General features: G+C 70.7%; 15 protein-coding genes. 9 read left to right on the forward strand and 6 right to left on the reverse strand.

Features of this window, described 5'->3' with window-relative positions; all coding sequences use genetic code 11:
• The first annotated feature begins 2 nt into the window (after window positions 1-2).
• The 4 genes from ACZ5D2_RS24195 to ACZ5D2_RS24210 are packed head-to-tail and all read left to right on the forward strand — an operon-like array spanning window position 3 to window position 2468.
• Window positions 3-218 carry an MbtH family protein gene (locus tag ACZ5D2_RS24195; protein WP_468931877.1) on the forward strand — a complete coding sequence of 72 codons (216 nt, stop codon included), beginning with the start codon at window positions 3-5 and terminating at the stop codon, window positions 216-218.
• 11 nt (window positions 219-229) lie between these two features.
• Complete coding sequence (locus tag ACZ5D2_RS24200; protein WP_468931881.1) at window positions 230-1477, forward strand: cytochrome P450; 1248 nt, start codon at window positions 230-232, stop codon at window positions 1475-1477.
• A 27-nt stretch (window positions 1478-1504) separates the two neighbouring features.
• A complete protein-coding gene (locus ACZ5D2_RS24205) occupies window positions 1505-2248 on the forward strand; it encodes an SRPBCC family protein (RefSeq protein WP_371675493.1) in 744 nt (247 codons plus the stop codon).
• A gap of 31 nt (window positions 2249-2279) precedes the next feature.
• The gene (locus tag ACZ5D2_RS24210) at window positions 2280-2468 is read left to right on the forward strand and encodes a hypothetical protein (RefSeq protein ID WP_364744387.1); all 189 of its coding nucleotides are present in this window, start codon (window positions 2280-2282) and stop codon (window positions 2466-2468) included.
• 77 nt (window positions 2469-2545) lie between these two features.
• Here ACZ5D2_RS24210 and ACZ5D2_RS24215 read toward each other — a convergent pair whose 3' ends face one another.
• From ACZ5D2_RS24215 to ACZ5D2_RS24235, 5 genes are all read right to left on the reverse strand, one after another.
• Window positions 2546-3904 (reverse strand): NAD(P)/FAD-dependent oxidoreductase, encoded by a 1359-nt coding sequence (locus tag ACZ5D2_RS24215; RefSeq protein ID WP_371675495.1) that lies wholly within the window; start codon window positions 3902-3904, stop codon window positions 2546-2548.
• Window positions 3901-4962: an oligopeptide/dipeptide ABC transporter ATP-binding protein gene (locus ACZ5D2_RS24220; RefSeq protein ID WP_468931885.1), complete on the reverse strand. Its 1062-nt coding sequence runs from the start codon at window positions 4960-4962 to the stop codon at window positions 3901-3903. Before ACZ5D2_RS24220 ends, ACZ5D2_RS24215 begins: the two co-directional genes overlap by 4 nt.
• The gene (locus ACZ5D2_RS24225) at window positions 4959-6812 is read right to left on the reverse strand and encodes a dipeptide/oligopeptide/nickel ABC transporter permease/ATP-binding protein (RefSeq protein WP_468931888.1); all 1854 of its coding nucleotides are present in this window, start codon (window positions 6810-6812) and stop codon (window positions 4959-4961) included. The genes ACZ5D2_RS24220 and ACZ5D2_RS24225 overlap by 4 nt, the downstream gene beginning before the upstream one ends.
• A gap of 94 nt (window positions 6813-6906) precedes the next feature.
• Window positions 6907-7893 (reverse strand): ABC transporter permease, encoded by a 987-nt coding sequence (locus ACZ5D2_RS24230; RefSeq protein ID WP_468931890.1) that lies wholly within the window; start codon window positions 7891-7893, stop codon window positions 6907-6909.
• A gap of 49 nt (window positions 7894-7942) precedes the next feature.
• Window positions 7943-9415, reverse strand: a complete 1473-nt coding sequence (locus ACZ5D2_RS24235) for an ABC transporter substrate-binding protein (RefSeq protein ID WP_468931893.1) — start codon at window positions 9413-9415, stop codon at window positions 7943-7945.
• Between the two features lie 281 nt (window positions 9416-9696).
• Between ACZ5D2_RS24235 and ACZ5D2_RS24240 the strand changes: the two genes are divergently transcribed.
• From ACZ5D2_RS24240 to ACZ5D2_RS24260, 5 genes are all read left to right on the forward strand, one after another.
• Window positions 9697-11457, forward strand: coding sequence for a DUF885 domain-containing protein (locus ACZ5D2_RS24240; protein WP_468931896.1), 1761 nt, complete (start codon window positions 9697-9699; stop codon window positions 11455-11457).
• 234 nt (window positions 11458-11691) lie between these two features.
• Window positions 11692-12084 carry a DUF5132 domain-containing protein gene (locus tag ACZ5D2_RS24245; RefSeq protein ID WP_468931898.1) on the forward strand — a complete coding sequence of 131 codons (393 nt, stop codon included), beginning with the start codon at window positions 11692-11694 and terminating at the stop codon, window positions 12082-12084.
• 357 nt (window positions 12085-12441) lie between these two features.
• Complete coding sequence (locus ACZ5D2_RS24250; RefSeq protein WP_468931901.1) at window positions 12442-13209, forward strand: thioesterase II family protein; 768 nt, start codon at window positions 12442-12444, stop codon at window positions 13207-13209.
• Window positions 13210-13459: 250 nt separating this feature from the next.
• Complete coding sequence (locus ACZ5D2_RS24255) at window positions 13460-14602, forward strand: alpha/beta fold hydrolase (protein ID WP_468931904.1); 1143 nt, start codon at window positions 13460-13462, stop codon at window positions 14600-14602.
• Window positions 14603-14798: 196 nt separating this feature from the next.
• Window positions 14799-15059: a DUF5132 domain-containing protein gene (locus ACZ5D2_RS24260; RefSeq protein WP_371675508.1), complete on the forward strand. Its 261-nt coding sequence runs from the start codon at window positions 14799-14801 to the stop codon at window positions 15057-15059.
• Between the two features lie 434 nt (window positions 15060-15493).
• On the opposite strand, the gene ACZ5D2_RS24265 is transcribed toward ACZ5D2_RS24260, so the two are convergent.
• The gene (locus ACZ5D2_RS24265) at window positions 15494-15967 is read right to left on the reverse strand and encodes an SDR family NAD(P)-dependent oxidoreductase (RefSeq protein WP_468931908.1); all 474 of its coding nucleotides are present in this window, start codon (window positions 15965-15967) and stop codon (window positions 15494-15496) included.
• Between the last annotated feature and the right edge of the window lie 907 nt (window positions 15968-16874).

Below are 16874 nucleotides of genomic sequence, written 5' to 3' on the forward strand. Positions count from 1 at the left end.
CCATGACCAACCCGTTCGACGACGAAAACGGCACCTTCCTCGTGCTCACCAACGACGAGAACCAGCACTCGCTGTGGCCGCAGTTCGCGGGCGTCCCCGACGGCTGGAGCGTCGCCCACGGACCCGACACCCACGCCGCCTGCCTGGAGTACATCGAGCGGAACTGGACCGACATGCGGCCCAAGAGCCTCGCCGACGCCATGAACGCCCAGCGGTAGCGCGTCTCGCAGTGAACCTGACCGACACCACCGACGAGGCCCGCGCCGGCGCGGGCCTCGCCCGGTCCGATGACCTCGCCGCGGCCCTGCTCACGCCCGAGGCCCGCCGGGACCCGTACCCGTTCTACGCCCGCATGCGCCGCGAGGACCCGGTCCACCGCAGCACCCGGGGCATCTGGTACCTCACCCGGTACGCCGACGTCGAGGCGGCCCTGAGCGACCTGCGGCTGTCCAACGACCGGGACCGGATGACCCGCGCCTACAGCGCCCTCGGCGGCGACCTCAAGGCCTTCAGCCGGCTCACCGACCGGCTCGGCCGGGTGATGAGCAACACCGACCCGCCGGACCACGCCCGGCTGCGCAGGCTGGCCAACCGTGCCTTCACCGCGCGGCGCGTCGAAGCCCTGCGCGACGGCATCCAGCGGATCGTCGACCGGCTCATCGACGAGGCGGTCGCGGCCGGGCCGGCCACGGACCTGATCGAGGCGGTAGCCTCCCCGCTGCCGCTGTCCGTCGTCTGCGAGCTCTTCGGCATCCCGCCCGAGGACCTCCCGCAGGTCAAGACCTGGTTCCACCGCTTCGGCCGGCTGAGCGAGGACATCGACAAGTCCGAGGCGGCGATCGAGCAGTACGAGGAGTACCTCGCCCGGCTCGTCCGCCGCCGCCGGGCCGACCCCGGCGACGACCTCATCAGCGCCCTGGTCGCCACCCAGGCGCAGGACGACCGGCTCACCGACTCCGAGCTGCTGTCCACCTGCTTCGTCCTGATCACCGCCGGCGACGAGACCACCACCCACCTGGTCGGCAACGGCATGCTCGCCCTGCTGCGCCACCCCGACCAGCTGGCCCGGTTGCGCGAGGACCCGATGCTGATCCGCACGGCCGTCGACGAACTCGCCCGCTACGACACGCCGACCCAGGCGATCGTCCGGGTTGCCGCCGAGGACGTCGAGATCGGCGGGCGGACGCTGCGCGAGGGCGAGCTGGCCTACCTGTTCCTCGCCGCGACCAACCGGGATCCCGAGCGCTTCGAGGACCCCGACCGGCTCGACCTGACCCGCCCGGGCAACCGGCACCTCAGCTTCGGCAACGGCCCGCACTTCTGCCTCGGCGGCCCGCTGGCCAAGCTCCAGGCGGAGGTGGCCGTCGGCACGCTGGTCCGTCGGCTCCCGCACCTGCGGCTCGCTGACGGCGCGGTACTCGACTGGCGGCCCAACCCGCTGCAGCGGCGGCTCACCGCGCTTCCGCTCACCTACTGACCCATGAACGACGAAGGAGAAGTGACCATGGCCCGAGAGCTCAAGGTCCGCCGGGAACAGGACCTGCCCGCCACGCCCGAACAGGTCTGGGACGCGGTCGCCACCGGCGCCGGCAACCTCGGCTGGCTCTACCCGATGGAGGTCGAGCCGCGCGTCGGCGGAAAGGCCACGCGCGGCGACAGCACCGTCGTGGCGTGGGAGCCGCCGCACCACTTCGCGGTTCGGGCCACCCAGGACGGCGGGTTCTCCAACACGCTCACCTACCGCATCGAGCCGGCCGACGGCGGCGCGAGCCATCTGCGGATGGGAATCCACTGGGTGCACACGGGCGTCGTCGACGACACCTGGAACTGGGACACGAAGGCGGACGCGGCCGAGAAGCACGTCGACTTCTACCAGCACTCCCTCCCCGAGTACCTGAGGCACTTCGCCGGCCGCCCCGCCGTCTACGTCAAGGCCGCCCGTGGCAAGTCCACCGAAGACCCCGCCGACTTCGCCGCTCTGTGCCGACGCCTCGGCCTCGACGACGGCGCGGCCGTCGGCGACCGGTTGTCGCTCGACCTCCCGGGTACGGACGGCGGTTCGACGGAGGTGGTCGTGGACTGGCTGAGCCCTGACTTCGTCGGCCTGCGAGGCCCGGACGCGCTGTACCGGTTCTTCAACGGCAGCTCGTGGAACTGGCCGATCTGGCTGGGCCACCACCTGTTCGCCGAGGACGTGGACGAACAGCAGGCCACCAAGGCGTGGACCGCCTGGCTCAACGGCGCCTGACCCCTCGCACGACACAACTGAAGGACCACTGGTGGAAACACTGCTCTACGCCGCCGAACTCGTCCAGGAAGACGGCACCTACAAGCTCGTCGTGCAGGACGTGGTGCGGGACACGGTCCAGGTCACCCCTGTCCCCAAATCCGCGGTCGACCGGCTCCCGACCTTCCTGTCCGTGCTGACTTCCAAGCTCGGCTCCACACCCGCGCGCGGCCGCTGGTAGATCTCTTGCGACGTCACGCGGCCGGTGCCGTCCGGTGCGGCAACTCCCGGACGGCACCGGCCCCGGCGCATCATGCGTCAGCCCATGACGGTCCGGGAGGCGGCCCCCTCGGCCATGGGCCGTTTACGGGAGAAGGCACCGAGGTTGACGACGATGCCGGTGTGTTCGCCGGTGTACCGCAGCGGATCGCGGTCGTGGTCGTGGCCGGCCTCGACGCGGTCGACCAGGGTGGCGAGGAATCGGCCCGCCAGCGGAGCGTTCTTGAACTGGTTGCCGCTCGTGCCCATCGCGACGTAGAAACCGGGCAGATCGGTGCGGTCGTAGAGGGGGGCCCAGTCGTCGGCGGCGTCGTAGACGCCGGCGATGCCGGTCGGCCGGTTCGGAACGCGGAGAAGCGGGAATCGGCGTGCGGCCCTGGTCACTTGGGTGTCGAACCTGGTGGGCGTCGGGTGCGGGCTGCACAGGTCGGGGTCGTCGAGCCATTCCCTCGGGTCGCAGGCGGGCAGCGTGCTGCCGATGAGAAGGTGTCCGCCGCGGGGGCGCAGGTAGGTCCCGAGGTCGGTATCGGCCACGATCAGGCCGGGCGTGGTCCCGGCGCCGCCTTGGCCGGACGAGGCTGTGTCGCCCTGGTCAACCGGTGCGGCCACCTGGTGGACTTCTTGGCGCAGCGGGCGCACTCCTACGGTGAACTCGGCGCCGACCTCGGCCATCCGGTTGAACGCGCCCGACCAGGGCCCGGCGGCGTTGACCACCACCGGCGCCGTGATCGCGGTGCCGTCGGCGAGCCGGATGCCCGCCACCCGGTCTTCGCGACGCAGGACACCGACGACCGCGCGACGGAAGAGGAAACGCGCTCCGAGGCGGCCCGCAGCGTCCGCGAGATTCTGTGCCGCGAGCTGTGGATCGTCGACGAAGCCCGCGTCGGGTGTGAACAGCGCGCCGAGTTCACCTTCGGGGCCGGAGAAGAACGCCTCGTCCCGCAGCGGCTTGGGAGGGCCGTAGCGTCCCGCGTCGATGCCGGGGATCCGGCTGCGCAGCGTCGCGGCATCCCAGCGCTCGTACGGCACGCCGGCACGCTCGAACAGGGCGATCACCTCCGGCGTCCCGGAGTCCGGCGCGTCGAGGAACACCGCTCCGGTCCGCCGGAACGCCGCCAGGCCCGGGCCGCGCACGGTGCCCAGGTACTCCTCCCATCGTGCCCAGCAGTGCTGGGACTCCCAGGCGGTGGCGACACCGTCCCAGGTCGAGTAGTTGAAACGGATGATCGCGCTCGATGCGCTGGTGGATCCGTGGCCGACGCCGCCGGCTTTGTCGATGACCACGACGCGCCGACCGGTGCGCGCCAGCTCCAGTGCCACCGCGGCACCGATCACACCGGCCCCCACGACGACCGCGTCGGCGCCGGACGGAAGCCTGTCCGGTTCCCTGGCCGTCATGACGGCAGGTCCCCGGGGGTTCGCGGAGCCCGGTCACCGTTCGCGTCCTGGTGCGCGCTGACGGCGTGGGGCGGGCAGGCGTCGGCGGGATACGGGAAGTGGCACGCGGCGCGGTGCGGCTGTCCGGCCGCCTCCTGCTGGGGGTCCCGCGCGGTGCAGACATCCCGTCCCGGAAGCCGGTTCGGCCCGACGGGGCAGCGCGGATGAAAGCGGCATCCGGTCGGTGGCGACGCGGGATCGGGTACCTCTCCGGGCAGAAGCGGCTCCCCGACCGGTCGTCGTCCGGGGTGCAGGCTCGGCACGGCGGACAGCAGCGTCCGGGTGTAGGGATGCCGTGGGCTGCGCAGCAGGTTCTCGGTGGCGGCGGTCTCGACGATCCGGCCGAGGTACATCACGGCGATACCGTCCGACACATGGCGGACGGCTGCGAGGTCATGGCTGATGAACAGCATGGCGAAGCCCATGCGCCGCTGCAGGTCCCGGAGCGTGGTCAGGAGCGCCGCCCGGACCGACACGTCGAGAGCCGAGGTGACCTCGTCGGCGATGAGTACCGCCGGATCGACGGCGAGCGCACGGGCGACGGCCACGCGCTGGCGCTGGCCGCCCGAGAGCTCCCGCGGCACCCGGTCGGCGCAGCCGGCGTCGAGACCGACCAGTTCCAGCAGTCCGCCGATGCGCTGTTCGCGGCTGCGGCGGTCCAGCCGGACGAAGGCCCCGGCCGCTTCGGCGAGCGACTGACGGACCGTCATGCGGGGGTCGAGTGCCGTGTCCGGGTCCTGGAAAACCAGTTGGACCTGTTGGCCCAGCCGGCGTCGACCGACCGCCCGGCGGCCTCGGTACTCCCGTCCGCCGATCGTGATCCGCCCGGCGCACGGGCTGTCCAGCCCGACGACCGCACGTGCCAGAGTGGACTTTCCCGAACCGGACTCGCCGACCAGGCCGACCGTCGTGCCCCGGGGAACCTCCAGTGACACCCCGTCCACCGCCGTGACCGGCCCGAACGGCCCGTGGTGGCGCACGGTGACGTCGTACAGCGCCAGCCCTGCCTCTTCCCTCACTGCTCCACCTCTTCGGTCTCACGCTGTCCGCGGAACGGTGCCGGGGCCAGCGGCCGCCAGCAGGCGACCTCGTGCTCCGGGTCGAGCGGGGACAGCACGGGGCTCTCCACGGCACACCGGTCCACTCGATGCGGGCAGCGGTCATGGAACGGGCAGCCCGGGGCCGTGCCGCACGGATCGGGCGGCCCTCCTTCGATGGTGTGCAGGGGGTGGTCGCGGTCCGTGGCCAGGTCCGGGACCGAGGCGACGAGCATCCGCGTGTACGGGTGCTGTGCGCCGGTCGCCAGCTCACGGGCCGGAAGGTTCTCCACGATCGTTCCCCCGTACATGACCAGAACCCGGTCGCAGGCGCCGGCCACGAGGGCGATGTCGTGGCTGATGATGAGGATCGCGGTGGCGTCGTCGCGGCGGATACGGCGGAGCAGGTCCATGATCTGCCGCTGCACGGTGACGTCCAGGGCTGTCGTCGGCTCGTCCGCGACGATGAGGTCGGGCCGCATCATCGAAGCGGCGGCGATCGCCACTCGCTGGCGTTGACCGCCGGACAGCTGGAAGGGTCGGGAGCGCAGCAACCGGCGCCCGCCGGGGAGCGCGACCCGGTGAAGCTGGGCCAGGGCCTGCTCGACGGCCAGGGCACGAGGGGTGCCGTGGTGTGCGCGTACGGCCTCCATCATCTGCGTTCCGATGCGGAGCGACGGGTTGAAGGCCGAGGCCGGATTCTGGAAGATCATCGCCATTCCCGTCGCCAGCTGCCTGCGTCGCTCTTTGCGTGACAACGACTCGGCGTCCGCGCCGAGGAACCGGTGGGTGCCCCAGGTCGTGCAGGCGCCGTCCGGCAGCAGGTCGGCGATGGCGAGCGCCGTCAGTGACTTGCCGGAGCCGGACTCGCCGACCAGGCCGACCATCTCACCGCGCCGCAGGGCGAGGGAGACACCGCGGACGGGCCGGACCACTCCCTCCGCCGTGGGAAGGGTGACCCGCAGATCTTCCACCTTCAGCACGTGGTCCGCGACTGCCGGAAGGCCGGTGCGTGCCGGGTGTGGCGCGGATTCTTCCGGCTGCCGTGGGCGGACGCGTCGCGCGGCGGCTCCGGCCAGCATCTCGCCGAGCAGTTGGAAGGCCACGGCTGCGTAGACGATGGCGATGCCGGGTGCCACGGCGGCCAACGGTTCGGTGTAGATGCGGTCCAGGCCCTGGCTGAGCAGGAGCCCCCAGTCGTACGAGGGGGGCTGCACCCCCAGTCCGAGGAAGCTCAGTCCCGACAGGGCCACGAGTGCCGAGCCCGCGGCGACCGTGATGTTGAGCATCAGCGGTTCGGCGATGTGGGGCAGGACATGACGCAGGAGGAGCCGGTGGCGGCTCAGGCCCAGCACGCGCGCCGCCGCCATGAAGTCGGTTCCGGCCACTTTGGCGGCAATGGTCTGGGTGATCCGCGCGAAGCCCGGAGCACAGGCGACGGCGAGTGCGCACACCGCCCCGCCCGCGCCCGCGCCGAAGAGGGCCGCGAAGAACATCGCGACGAGGAGCGCGGGGAAGGCCAGCAGGAGGTTGATCAGGGCTCCCAGCAGGCGGCGGGCGCGTCCGCCGACGACGGCGGTGAGCGCCCCGAGTGTGATCCCGGCCGTCGCGCCGAGGAGTGTGGCCGCGACGGCCGGCAGCAGGGAGAGCCAGGTCGCGGAGAGCAGCCGGGCGAGCAGGTCGCGCCCGAGGTGGTCCGTACCGAGCAGATGACTTGCCGTGGGCGCCCGCAGCACCGCCGACGGGTCCGGACGGTCGGCGGCCTGCCCCCACAACACCGCCCCCGCGACGGCCAGTACGGCGAGTGATCCGAGCATCGCCAGGGTGATCACGCCCATCGGTGTGGACCAGCCCGACCGGGTCGCACGAGACCGGCCGGCGGTGGCACGCGGCGTGAGCGGAGAAGGGGAGGACAACACCATCGGATCACGTCTCCCGGATGACGGATCGGGGGTCGAGCAGCGCAAGGGCCAGATCGACCAGGAAGTTCACCGCGAGGACGGCCGAGCCCAGCACCAGGACCGACGCCTCGACGACGGCGTAGTCCTGCGCGGCCACGGACTGCGCCATCGCCGACCCGATGCCCGGCCAGGCGAACACCTTCTCGACCAGTACCGTTCCGGCGATCAGGGCTGGTAGCAGGTTCCCGGCGACCGTCAGCGACGCGGTCAGCGTGTTCGGTGCCACATGGCGCAGGTAGAGCGGGACGGCGGGCAGCCGTTTCGCACGGGCGGCACGCAGATAGTCCGTCGCGAGCACCTTGAGCGTCTCCACCCGGACGATCCGCAGGAGTACCGCGGTCGGAGCGAGGGCCAGCGCGAGCACGGGCAGCACGTAGGACCGGGGACCGAGGTCGCCGGCCACCGGAAAGATGCGCAGGGCGACCGCCAGTCCCGCGGTGAGACCCGCCGCGAGCACGAAGTCCGGCACGCCCGCCATGACGGAGGTGGTGGCGGTGAACGCCAACTCCGCCCGGGGCCGCCGTCCTCCGCGTGTCCACACCGCCGCGAGCAGCCCCCCGGGGAGGGCGACGACGAGTACGCAGGCGAACGCCAGGACAGCCAGCAACAAGGTGGCCGGCAGACGTGCCCTGATCAGCTCGGCCACCGGCTCGCCGGTCACCAGGGAGACCCCGAGGTCCCCGTGGGCCAGATGCCTCAGATACCGCCAGTACTGTGCCGACAGGTCATGATCCAGGCCGAGGTCCTGTCGTTTCGCCGCTACCAGGTCCGGCGGGGCGTCCACGCCCAGCGCGGCCCGGACGGGGTCACCGGGCACGAGCCGGATCATCGCGAAGGAAGCGGTGACGACCACGAAGAGGGAGACCGTCAGCCGCACCGCGCGTCGGCAGCAGAACACCACCCACGGGTGGCGCCGGGCCAGGGCACCGAGCCGTGTGGACACGGTCGTCATGGGAGACCTCCTCGACTGGTGGTGGGGCCGTGTGCCGCTTCCGCCGCCGCTATCTGTGCAGGCGGATGCTGGTCGGTACGACCTGGCCGCCGGGTGCGACGGCGAAGGTCGTCCGGTAGCCGTACACCGTGCTCGTGCCGTCGGCGACGGGCAGCGCGTCGGCCGAGCGGAACAGCGCCGCGGCGGCCCTGTTCCAGTCCGCGCAGCTGGCCGTGCCCGGCGCGCGCAGCGCGAGGGCGACGAAGCGGTCGTAGGTGCGGTTGACGACGTGTGCGAAGTTCAGTCCCTGCGAGGGCGGCGGACCGGAGAAGTACGGGACGAGTTGCGCGGGCAGCGGCGGACCCGGCGAGCTGCCGACCACGACGTCGAAGTCCCCGCTCTGGTACATGGCCTGTACCACCGCGTTGCGGCTCTCGCTGACGAGGTCGACGTCCGCGCCCAGCGCCTCCCAGGTGGCGGCCATCAGTTCGGCGACCGACGGAAGGGTGGAGCCGAAGTCGGCGCTGCTGAGCAGCCGCAGCCGTAGCGGCCGGCCCTGTTTGACCAGCCTGCCCCGTGCGTTCTTCGTCCAGCCCGCGGTGCCCAGGGCTTCCACGGCACTGTGTGGAGGCAGGTTCCGGGCGGCCACGTCGGTGTGGCAGACGGAGCCCGCGGCGGTCAGATGACTCGCGGGCGTTCCGTCGCCGCCGATCGCCACATTGGCGAGGCCCTTGCGGTCCAGGGCCCCCACCAGTGCCTGACGCAGCACGGGATCGCTCAAGGGGCGGCCGGACCGTTCGTTGAAGAAGGTCAGCCCCACCACGGTCGGCACCTGCGCGGTGGCCAGGCCGTGGCCGGTCAGCCGCGCGCGGTCCGGGCCGGTCACCGTCGCGATGTTGACGCCGCCCGTGAGCAGCAGATTGGCCACCGTGGACTCCTGCGGCACCACCGACACCACGATCCGCTCAGGCTGGCCCGCAACCGCGTTCGTCGCTCCGCCCGGTCCCCACGCATACCCCTTGCGCCGGGTGAAGAGGTACGGGCCACCCGAGGAATAGCCGCTCAGCACGTACGGCCCGGTGCCCTGCGTGCTCCTGTCCAGAGCGCCGGGATCCGCCAGGCCGGCGGGGCAGACGACGGGCAGCATTCCGATCGTCCGCACGACGAAGCTGTAGGGCGACGCCATCCGCAACGACACCGTCCGGGCCGCGTCGTCGGCCGACACCGTGAACGGCACACCGGGCAGTGCCGCCCGGGCGCCGACGAGCCGGTTACGGGGATCGCTCGCATAGCTCAGTGACCGGGCCACCCCGGAAGCCGTGAGGATCGTCCCGTCGGAGCAGGTCACACCCCTGCGCAGGGTGAAACTCGCCGAAGTGGCTCCGGCCCGCCACTTCTCGGCGAGGCCCGACACCACCTGCCCGTCCGGCGCCATGGTGACCAACGAGTCGTAGGCATAAGGAGCCAGGGCAGAGCCGAACTGCGAGTACGGGTGGAAACTCGGAGTCTCGGATGCGGTGGCGATCGTGACGGTTCCCCCCACGACGACAGGGGTGCGGGTCGATGACACGTCACCACCACCGCAACCGGCCAGCACTGCTGACGCGACGGCTGCGGACGCCACCGCGGCCGACCGGGCCCTGGGAAACGACACGGTTCGGCGGTGCATGCCGTTCATCGTGCCATCGGGATCGACGGCGTCGGACCGCCTTTTCCCGGCCGGACACGAACGGGGCGGACGAATTCCCCCGTCCGAGTGAGACCCCCGAATCGCGGTTGATCTCCGTGCCCGATGTGGCGTCACCCGGCGCGCACACTGGCACCATGGTGAACCATTCATCGGACCTCCCGGACGGCTCGGCGGCGCAGGAGGCCGACCGGCTCGCGACCTCGTACTGGGACTTCCTGCTCACACGTGAGCCGTCGTTGCGGACCCGCCGCGGGCTGCCGGTCGAGTCGCTGCCGGGGGTGTCCGCCGCGGAGGCCGACGAGCGCGCCGGGTTCGCGGCAGGGGTGCTGGACCGGCTGGACACGCTGCGGCCCGCGGTGCTGCCCGGTCCCTCCGCCGACACCGCGGGCTTCCTCCGGGCGCTGGCCGAACAGGAAGCGGAGGCGGGACGGTTCCACTGGCTCACGCCCACCGCCACGCCGTACCAGCTCTTCAGCCTCCAGCAGTACGGTGACACGGTCTTCCGCCCGTACCGCTTCGAGGACCGGGCCGACGCGGACCGGTATGTGTCCCTCGTACGGGACCTGGCCCGCTGCGTCGCGACGGTCGGTGACAAGGCCGCCGGGCAGGCGGCACGGGGCTTTCGCATCCCGGCCCCGGCGCTGGCCGGGGTCCGCACCACCCTCACCCGGCTGCGGGCGTCGGCGACGCGGTACGTCCGGGCGGACGCCGAGCGGCTCACCCGGCTCGACGCGGCGAGCCGGGGCCACCTGAACGACGCGGTGGCGGGGCTCGTGGCCGCCGAACTGGAGCCGGCGTTCGACTGCCTCCTCGCCCTCGTGGACGACCCGGACTACCTCAGGGAGGCGCCGGAGACCGTCGGATGGGCCCACTACCCGGAAGGCGAAGCGGCGTACCGGGCATTCGTCAGGACGTACACGTCCGGCGACACACCACCCGAACGCCTCCACGAACTCGGCCGGGAGCACTGCCGCGAACTCAGCGAGCGGATGCGGGAGATGCGAGCCACGCTCGGCTTCGCGGGGACGGAAGCGGAGTTCCACGAACGGCTCGCGAGCGAGCCCCGCCTGTACGCCGCCACCCCGGAGGAGGTCGAGGCCCGCTACCGCGGACACCTCGACCGCCTCACGCCGCTGCTGCCACGCTGGTTCACGGTCCTGCCCGATGCCCCGTACGGCGTGGCCCGCCTCGACCCGGCGCTGGAGGCGTCGATGACGTTCGGCTACTACGACCCGCCGACCGCCACGCAACCGGTGGGCCGCTACCGCTACAACGCCTCGGACCTGGCACACCGGTCACTGCTCGGCGCGGCCGCGCTGATCTACCACGAGCTCGCGCCCGGACACCACTTCCACCTCGCCCGTCAGACCGAGAACATCGCGCTGCCCGACCTGCGACGCGAACTGGTGGCCTTCGCCGGGTTCCAGGAGGGCTGGGCGGAGTACGCGGCAGGGCTCGCCTGGGAGATGGGGCTGTACGACGACCCGTGGGACGCGTACGGACGCCTGGCCCATGAACGGTTCACCGCGCAGCGCCTCGTCGTCGACACCGGCCTCAACCTGGGGACCATGACGCTGGAGCAGGCGCGCACCTTCATGCGTGCCCACGCGGCGGCCGAGTCCGAGGAGCAGATCGCGACCGAGTTGCTGCGCTACGCGACCGATATGCCGGGACAGGCGCTGACGTACCGGGCGGGCCATGCGGAGTTCACGGCATTGCGGGCAGCGTGTGAACGCGGCTCCGACGCCGCGTTCGACGTGCGCGCCTTTCACGAGGCCGTGCTGGCCGGCGGCACGCTGCCGTTTCCCGCGCTGCGCCGACGGGTGGCGAGAGAACTGCACAGCGCATCCGGCCGTCAGCAGAGGTACACGTGGTCACCCGAAGAAGGCGGGTGACGTCGGGTTCCGGCCGTCGAATGGTCTGAACAGGCCGTTATGGGCAGGCCGTTCTACTCGAATGAGTGAAGGCCACGGCGGAACCGGTAGCCGTGCATTCACCCTGGATACTCTCTGTAATGAGGGGTGCGGGTTCGATGATGCGGAATCCATGCATCTCATCGCACTTTCCCTGTTCACCTCCAACTGCCTTTCCGCCATCGTTTTCTCGGCAGAAGAGAAGGATGCCCTGCCATGCTGCCTGTAGTACCTCCTTTCCTGATCGGCCTGATCGCCGCGCCCCTGCTCAAAAGGCTGGGTAAACCCCTCATGCGAGGGATCGTCAAAACGTCGGTGGGCCTGGGAATCGAAGTCAAGAGGGCCGTCCACGAAGCCGGCGAGGGAATCCAGGATCTCGCGGCCGAGGCGACCGCCGAAGTGCTTGCCGTCCAGATGGCGCACGGAGCCGAGCACGGCACCGACACCAGCGCCCCGCAGGGCGGTATCGCGGGCCGGGCCGAGGCGGGCACCGGGTCGACGCCCCCGGCCGCGGCGGCCGCAGCGGCCCACGCGGCGCAGGCCGGCAGCGAGAGCAAGGCCGCCGGCAAGGTCCGCGGCGCCGGTTCGACCGCCGCCAAGGTGCACTGAGTCGCCATTCCCGGCACGCCGGATGTCACGGTCCGCCGCGACATGAGTGTTCTCCGCGTGCCGTCGGCTGCTCTGCGGGCATCTCCACGCCGCCTTTTCGTCTGCGCACGCCGTTCGGCGGCGTGGAAAGCATGGCTGGAGAAGAAGGACCCTGATGGAGGCTGGTCAGATGTCTGCGACCGGAACACCCCTGTATTCCGCCGAACTCATCCAGGAAGGCAGCGACTGCACACTCGTCGTGACCGATCGCCTGGGTCACACCGCGCAGACCGCATATGTGTCCAGAAGAGTGGTGGAGCAGCGTCCCACTTTCCTCTCCAAGTTCAACTCCTCACAGCTGGGTGGTCTCCGGCGGCCATGACGACATACGACGCCAAGAAGTGGTTCCGTGTCCACCGGCGCGTGGCGGACCCCAGGCTCCGACTGGTGTGCTTACCGCACGCCGGCGGCACGGCACAGCTGTTCCACGGCTGGCCCGCGCTGCTGCCGGAGGACGTCGAGGTGCTCGCCGTGCGGTACCCCGGCCGCCAGGACCGGCTCGCGGAAGCCTGCATCGACGACATGGCCACCCTGGCCGACGCGATCGAGGACGCGCTGCGGCCCTGGCTCGACCGGCCGCTGGCGCTCTTCGGGCACAGCATGGGCGCCTGCGTCGCCTACGAGCTGGCCCTGCGGCTGGAAGCCCGCGGCCTCGTCCCCGAGCACCTGCTGGTCTCCGCGCACGAGGCCCCCCAGCGGGCCGAACGCACCGCACTGCACAGCGCCGACGACGAGACCCTGATCACCCGCGTCCGGCACCTCGGTGACCTGCACTCCGAGGTCTACGACATCCCGGAGCTGCGTGACCTGCTGCTGCCCGCCCTCCGGGCGGACTACCGGCTCATCGAGGGCTACCACCTCCCGCATCCGACTCCGGTCAAGGCACCGATCACCGCGTACATCGGTCAGGACGATCCGAGTTGCGTGCCCGACCGGGTCCTCGCCTGGTCCGACCTCGCCGCCCCGGGTTTCTTTGAGCTGCGCTCGTTCCCCGGGGACCACTTCTATCTCGTGCCCCGGGAGACCGAAGTGGTCGCGGACGTGGCAGCACGCCTCGCGCGCGCGTACGGCGCGGGCCAGGCCTGACGGTGGTACGCCCGTATCGGGAACCTGGACGGCCACGGCACACACACGGCAAGGGCCGGACGGCGTGTGTGGCGGTACCCGGCCATGCTGGCACCCCGGGCCCTGGCGGCTGCCGTACCGCTGTGACGGAAGGCGGGGCCCGGCATCGCGCATGGCGCCCGCGGGGTTTTCAGGGGACGATGCTTGTGCCGGGCGCTGAGACGCGCGATGTCCCTGGCAGCGTCCACGAAGGCTGGGACGGTGAAGAAACATGCGACCGGGCACACATGTCACCGACGCGATACTCCGGCTGCTCAGCCGAGACTGGGCCGGGCTGGGCATCGCCCTGCTGCCGGCGGCCGCGGGCGCATGGTGCGTCACCCTGGGAACCGGCTGGCGGGTTCTCGGCGGTGTGCTCTGCGCCGTGGCCCTCGCGCTCGGTCTCGGGTCTCTCCGCCATCTGGTGCATGTGGCCCGGGTGCGGGTGAGGTATCCGCCACCCGGGCGAATGATCGACGTGGGCGGCTACCGCATGCACGTCCTCGCCGAGGGGGATGCCGGACCGAAGCCCACCGTGGTCTGGATGCCGGGCGGCCATGCCGGTGGCTACGCCATGTACCGGCTGCACACGCTGACACGGGAACGGACGCGTTCGGTCCTGGTGGACCGTCCGGGCTCCGGCTGGAGCGACCCGGGCCCGTTCCCCCGCACGACGGCAGCCGAAGCCGTCGAACTGCTCACGGCGCTGGAGCAGGCCGGCGAGAGGGGACCCTACATTTTCGTGGGGCACTCCTTCGGGGGACTGCTCATGGCCAACGCCGCCAGGCGTCGTCCCGACCTGGTGGCCGGTCTGGTGCTGCTCGATCCCACTCCGCCCGATGCCGTCGCCTTCGGCCCTTCACTTGCGACCCTGCGGCATGCCGCGAGGGACCAGACCGCCCTCGCGCTGCGCCACCTCTTCGGCCTCCACGCCCTCGCGCCCAAGAACGAAGCGCACTCTCCCGAGGACCCGGCGCGGGTTCTCGCCATGGTCGAGACCAGGACCAAGGCGAACTGCGCCGCGGCATCGATCCTGCGAGAGCTGTCACCAGGTGGCATCACCCGAGTCGGCTGGCAGACGGTCGTACACGATGGCGAGCTCAGCCCGCTCCCCCTCCTCCTCGTGGCGCCACGCGACCTGACGGGCGGTGACAAGATCTTCGACACGGTCGACGATCCGGAGGAGAGCGCCCGAGTACGGCACTTCTTCCTCACCGTGAGAGAACGCTTTCTCTCAGCATCAAGCACTGCCCGGAGGGTCTACACCCCGGAGGGAACCGGCCACGATTTTCCGGACCACGTACCCGAATTCGTTGTGCAGGTGGTGGGCTCACTGCTGGACGAACACGCGCCGGGCGCACCGGACCCGCTGTGATCCCCTTCCGCAGCCGTGGATCTGCTCCGGCGGACCTCCGCCCGAATGAATGAAAGGCGTCGGCCTCCTCGGGCATATCGGCCGAGGTCCGACTACAGTGCTTTCGGTGGGGTGAAATTCAGGCCCAGCGCCACCGGCCGGTGGTATTGGCACACGCGGCGGCAGCCGTGCTGTGTAAACAAGAGAGGCTTCGCACATGCTCCCTGCAGTTCCTCCCTTCCTCATTGGCCTGATCGCTGCCCCTCTGGTCAAGAGAGTGGCGAAACCGCTGGTGCGGGGCATCATCAAGACGTCGGTCGGCCTGACCATCGAAGTCAGGCGCGCAGCCATCGAGGCGGGCGACGAGATCCAGGACCTCACCCGTGAAGTGGCTGCCGAGAAACTGGCGAGTTCGGCTCGCGTGCGTCGTGCGAAAGACAACGGCGAGGTAACGACGCAGGGGGTCATGGCCGGCTGAGAACTGGTGGTCCTCGAACAGTCGGGTACGGGCCGCCCTGGTATTTCCGTGAGACTCGAAGTGACCGACCCAAGAACTCGGCCACAGGATTCCGTGCACAGGCGGATGCGTGACGAACGCAGCTTTCGCACCGCGCGGCTCGGGGCCAGGGTCACCTCGGCAGCGACGGCTGAGTTTCAGTCAGCCGTCGTGCCTCTTTGATCTTTTCGTTTCTCAATGGAACACACCCGCCATCAGCTCGACTTCTCGCGAGGACCTTCCCGAGTTCAGTCAATGTCTCTTCGTCGAGCAACGGAGGATTTGTCTCAAGCAAGCCCTCGTGCCCGCCGCCCGCGCAATACCCAGGCCCCGAGACCTTCTACGTAACCATCGGGGCTGGCGCTACGCGATCCGCGCACGGGAGTCCCCTGTTCGGATTCCCGTCTCGCCCGTTCCTAACGCATCACCAGGCCGCCGTCGACCGTGAGCACCTGGCCCGTGAGGGCGGCGGCGTCCTCGCCGACGAGCATCGCCACCACAGCTGCGGTGTCGTCGGGGGTGAGCGGCCGGGGCAGCGCCTGGCGCGCCGCGATCTCCTCGAACTCCTCCGCCGGCACGAGGCCGGTAGCCGGAGTGCGGGTCAGCCCCGGGGCCACGGCCGTGACTGCGATCCCGTGGCCGCCGAGCCCGACGGCGAGGGCGTGGGTCATGCCGATCAACGCCCCTTTGGACGCCACGTACGCGAGCATGTGCGGGCCCGGGGGACGCCAGAACGTGTTGGACACGATGAAGACCACCCTGCCGAAGCCCCGCTCACGCATCCCCGGCGCGAACGCCTGGGTGAGCAGCAGCGCCGACTCGACGTTCACTGCCTGGACCTGACACCACAGGCCGAGTTCGAAGTCCTCGAACGGCCCGAAGGCGACCATGGCAGCCGATGGACCAGAACATCGCACCTGCCGTAGCGGTCCAACACCAGTTGCGCGGCCCGGCGCACATCGGCCGGATCACCCAGATCGACCGGGTCGTCGCCCGTGCGGTCGACCGCGCGGGCGATCGCACCAGCGCCGCCGGTCACGACCGCGACCCGCCGGCTCCCAGCCGTCTCAATGGACACTGCTCAGCGCTCCTCTCACTGCCGTACCCATCGGCACCCAGGCTGCCCACCTCAACGACCAGCCGCCACAGAGAACCCGTCCGCTGACACAACAAGCCAAGCCTCTTCACGCCCCATCGTCCAAGACCTGCTGCCGGCTCCAGCGATTGCCGCCCGCCATCAAGCTGTTCGGCTCGCAACCCGAGCTGGTCGTGCTCAGGCGGCCGCTTCGATGGGCTCGAGGACGGCCTCGACGTCGACCATGACCCGGGATCTGCTCCTGAGGCATCCGCTGCGCCTCCCTGGCGAGGCTTCGCTCAAATGCCGTTTCGGACGGGGTTTCGGCACTTGGAGCCGAAGTCGAGACGGTTGAACCCGTTCCTCCACCGTAATCGGCGTGGATCAGGCTCGCAGGTCATGGCAGCAGCTCAGTGCAGCGGACCCGCGCTCCTCGTCCTCGTGCACAACCCGCCCGTGCGGCAGGTCTGGACTCTGGCCGCGGTGTGCCAGGCCTGGGCCTCGCAGATCCCCCACACCTGCATCCTCACACCAGCTTCCACGACAGACCGACAGCGGGCTGCGGCCTCGGAGGAGCACCTACCTGGAGCTGCCCGCGGCAGCCGAAAAGTCCGGGGACCAGACCTCTCGGCATGAGGTTCCCCTGCCGAGAGGCGCGCCCACGCTCCCTCTCCAGGAATCTGACCACTCGTCAGTAGAGTCGGCAAAGGGTCAGCATTCGT

Source organism: Streptomyces sp. NPDC031479 (assembly GCF_055581065.1).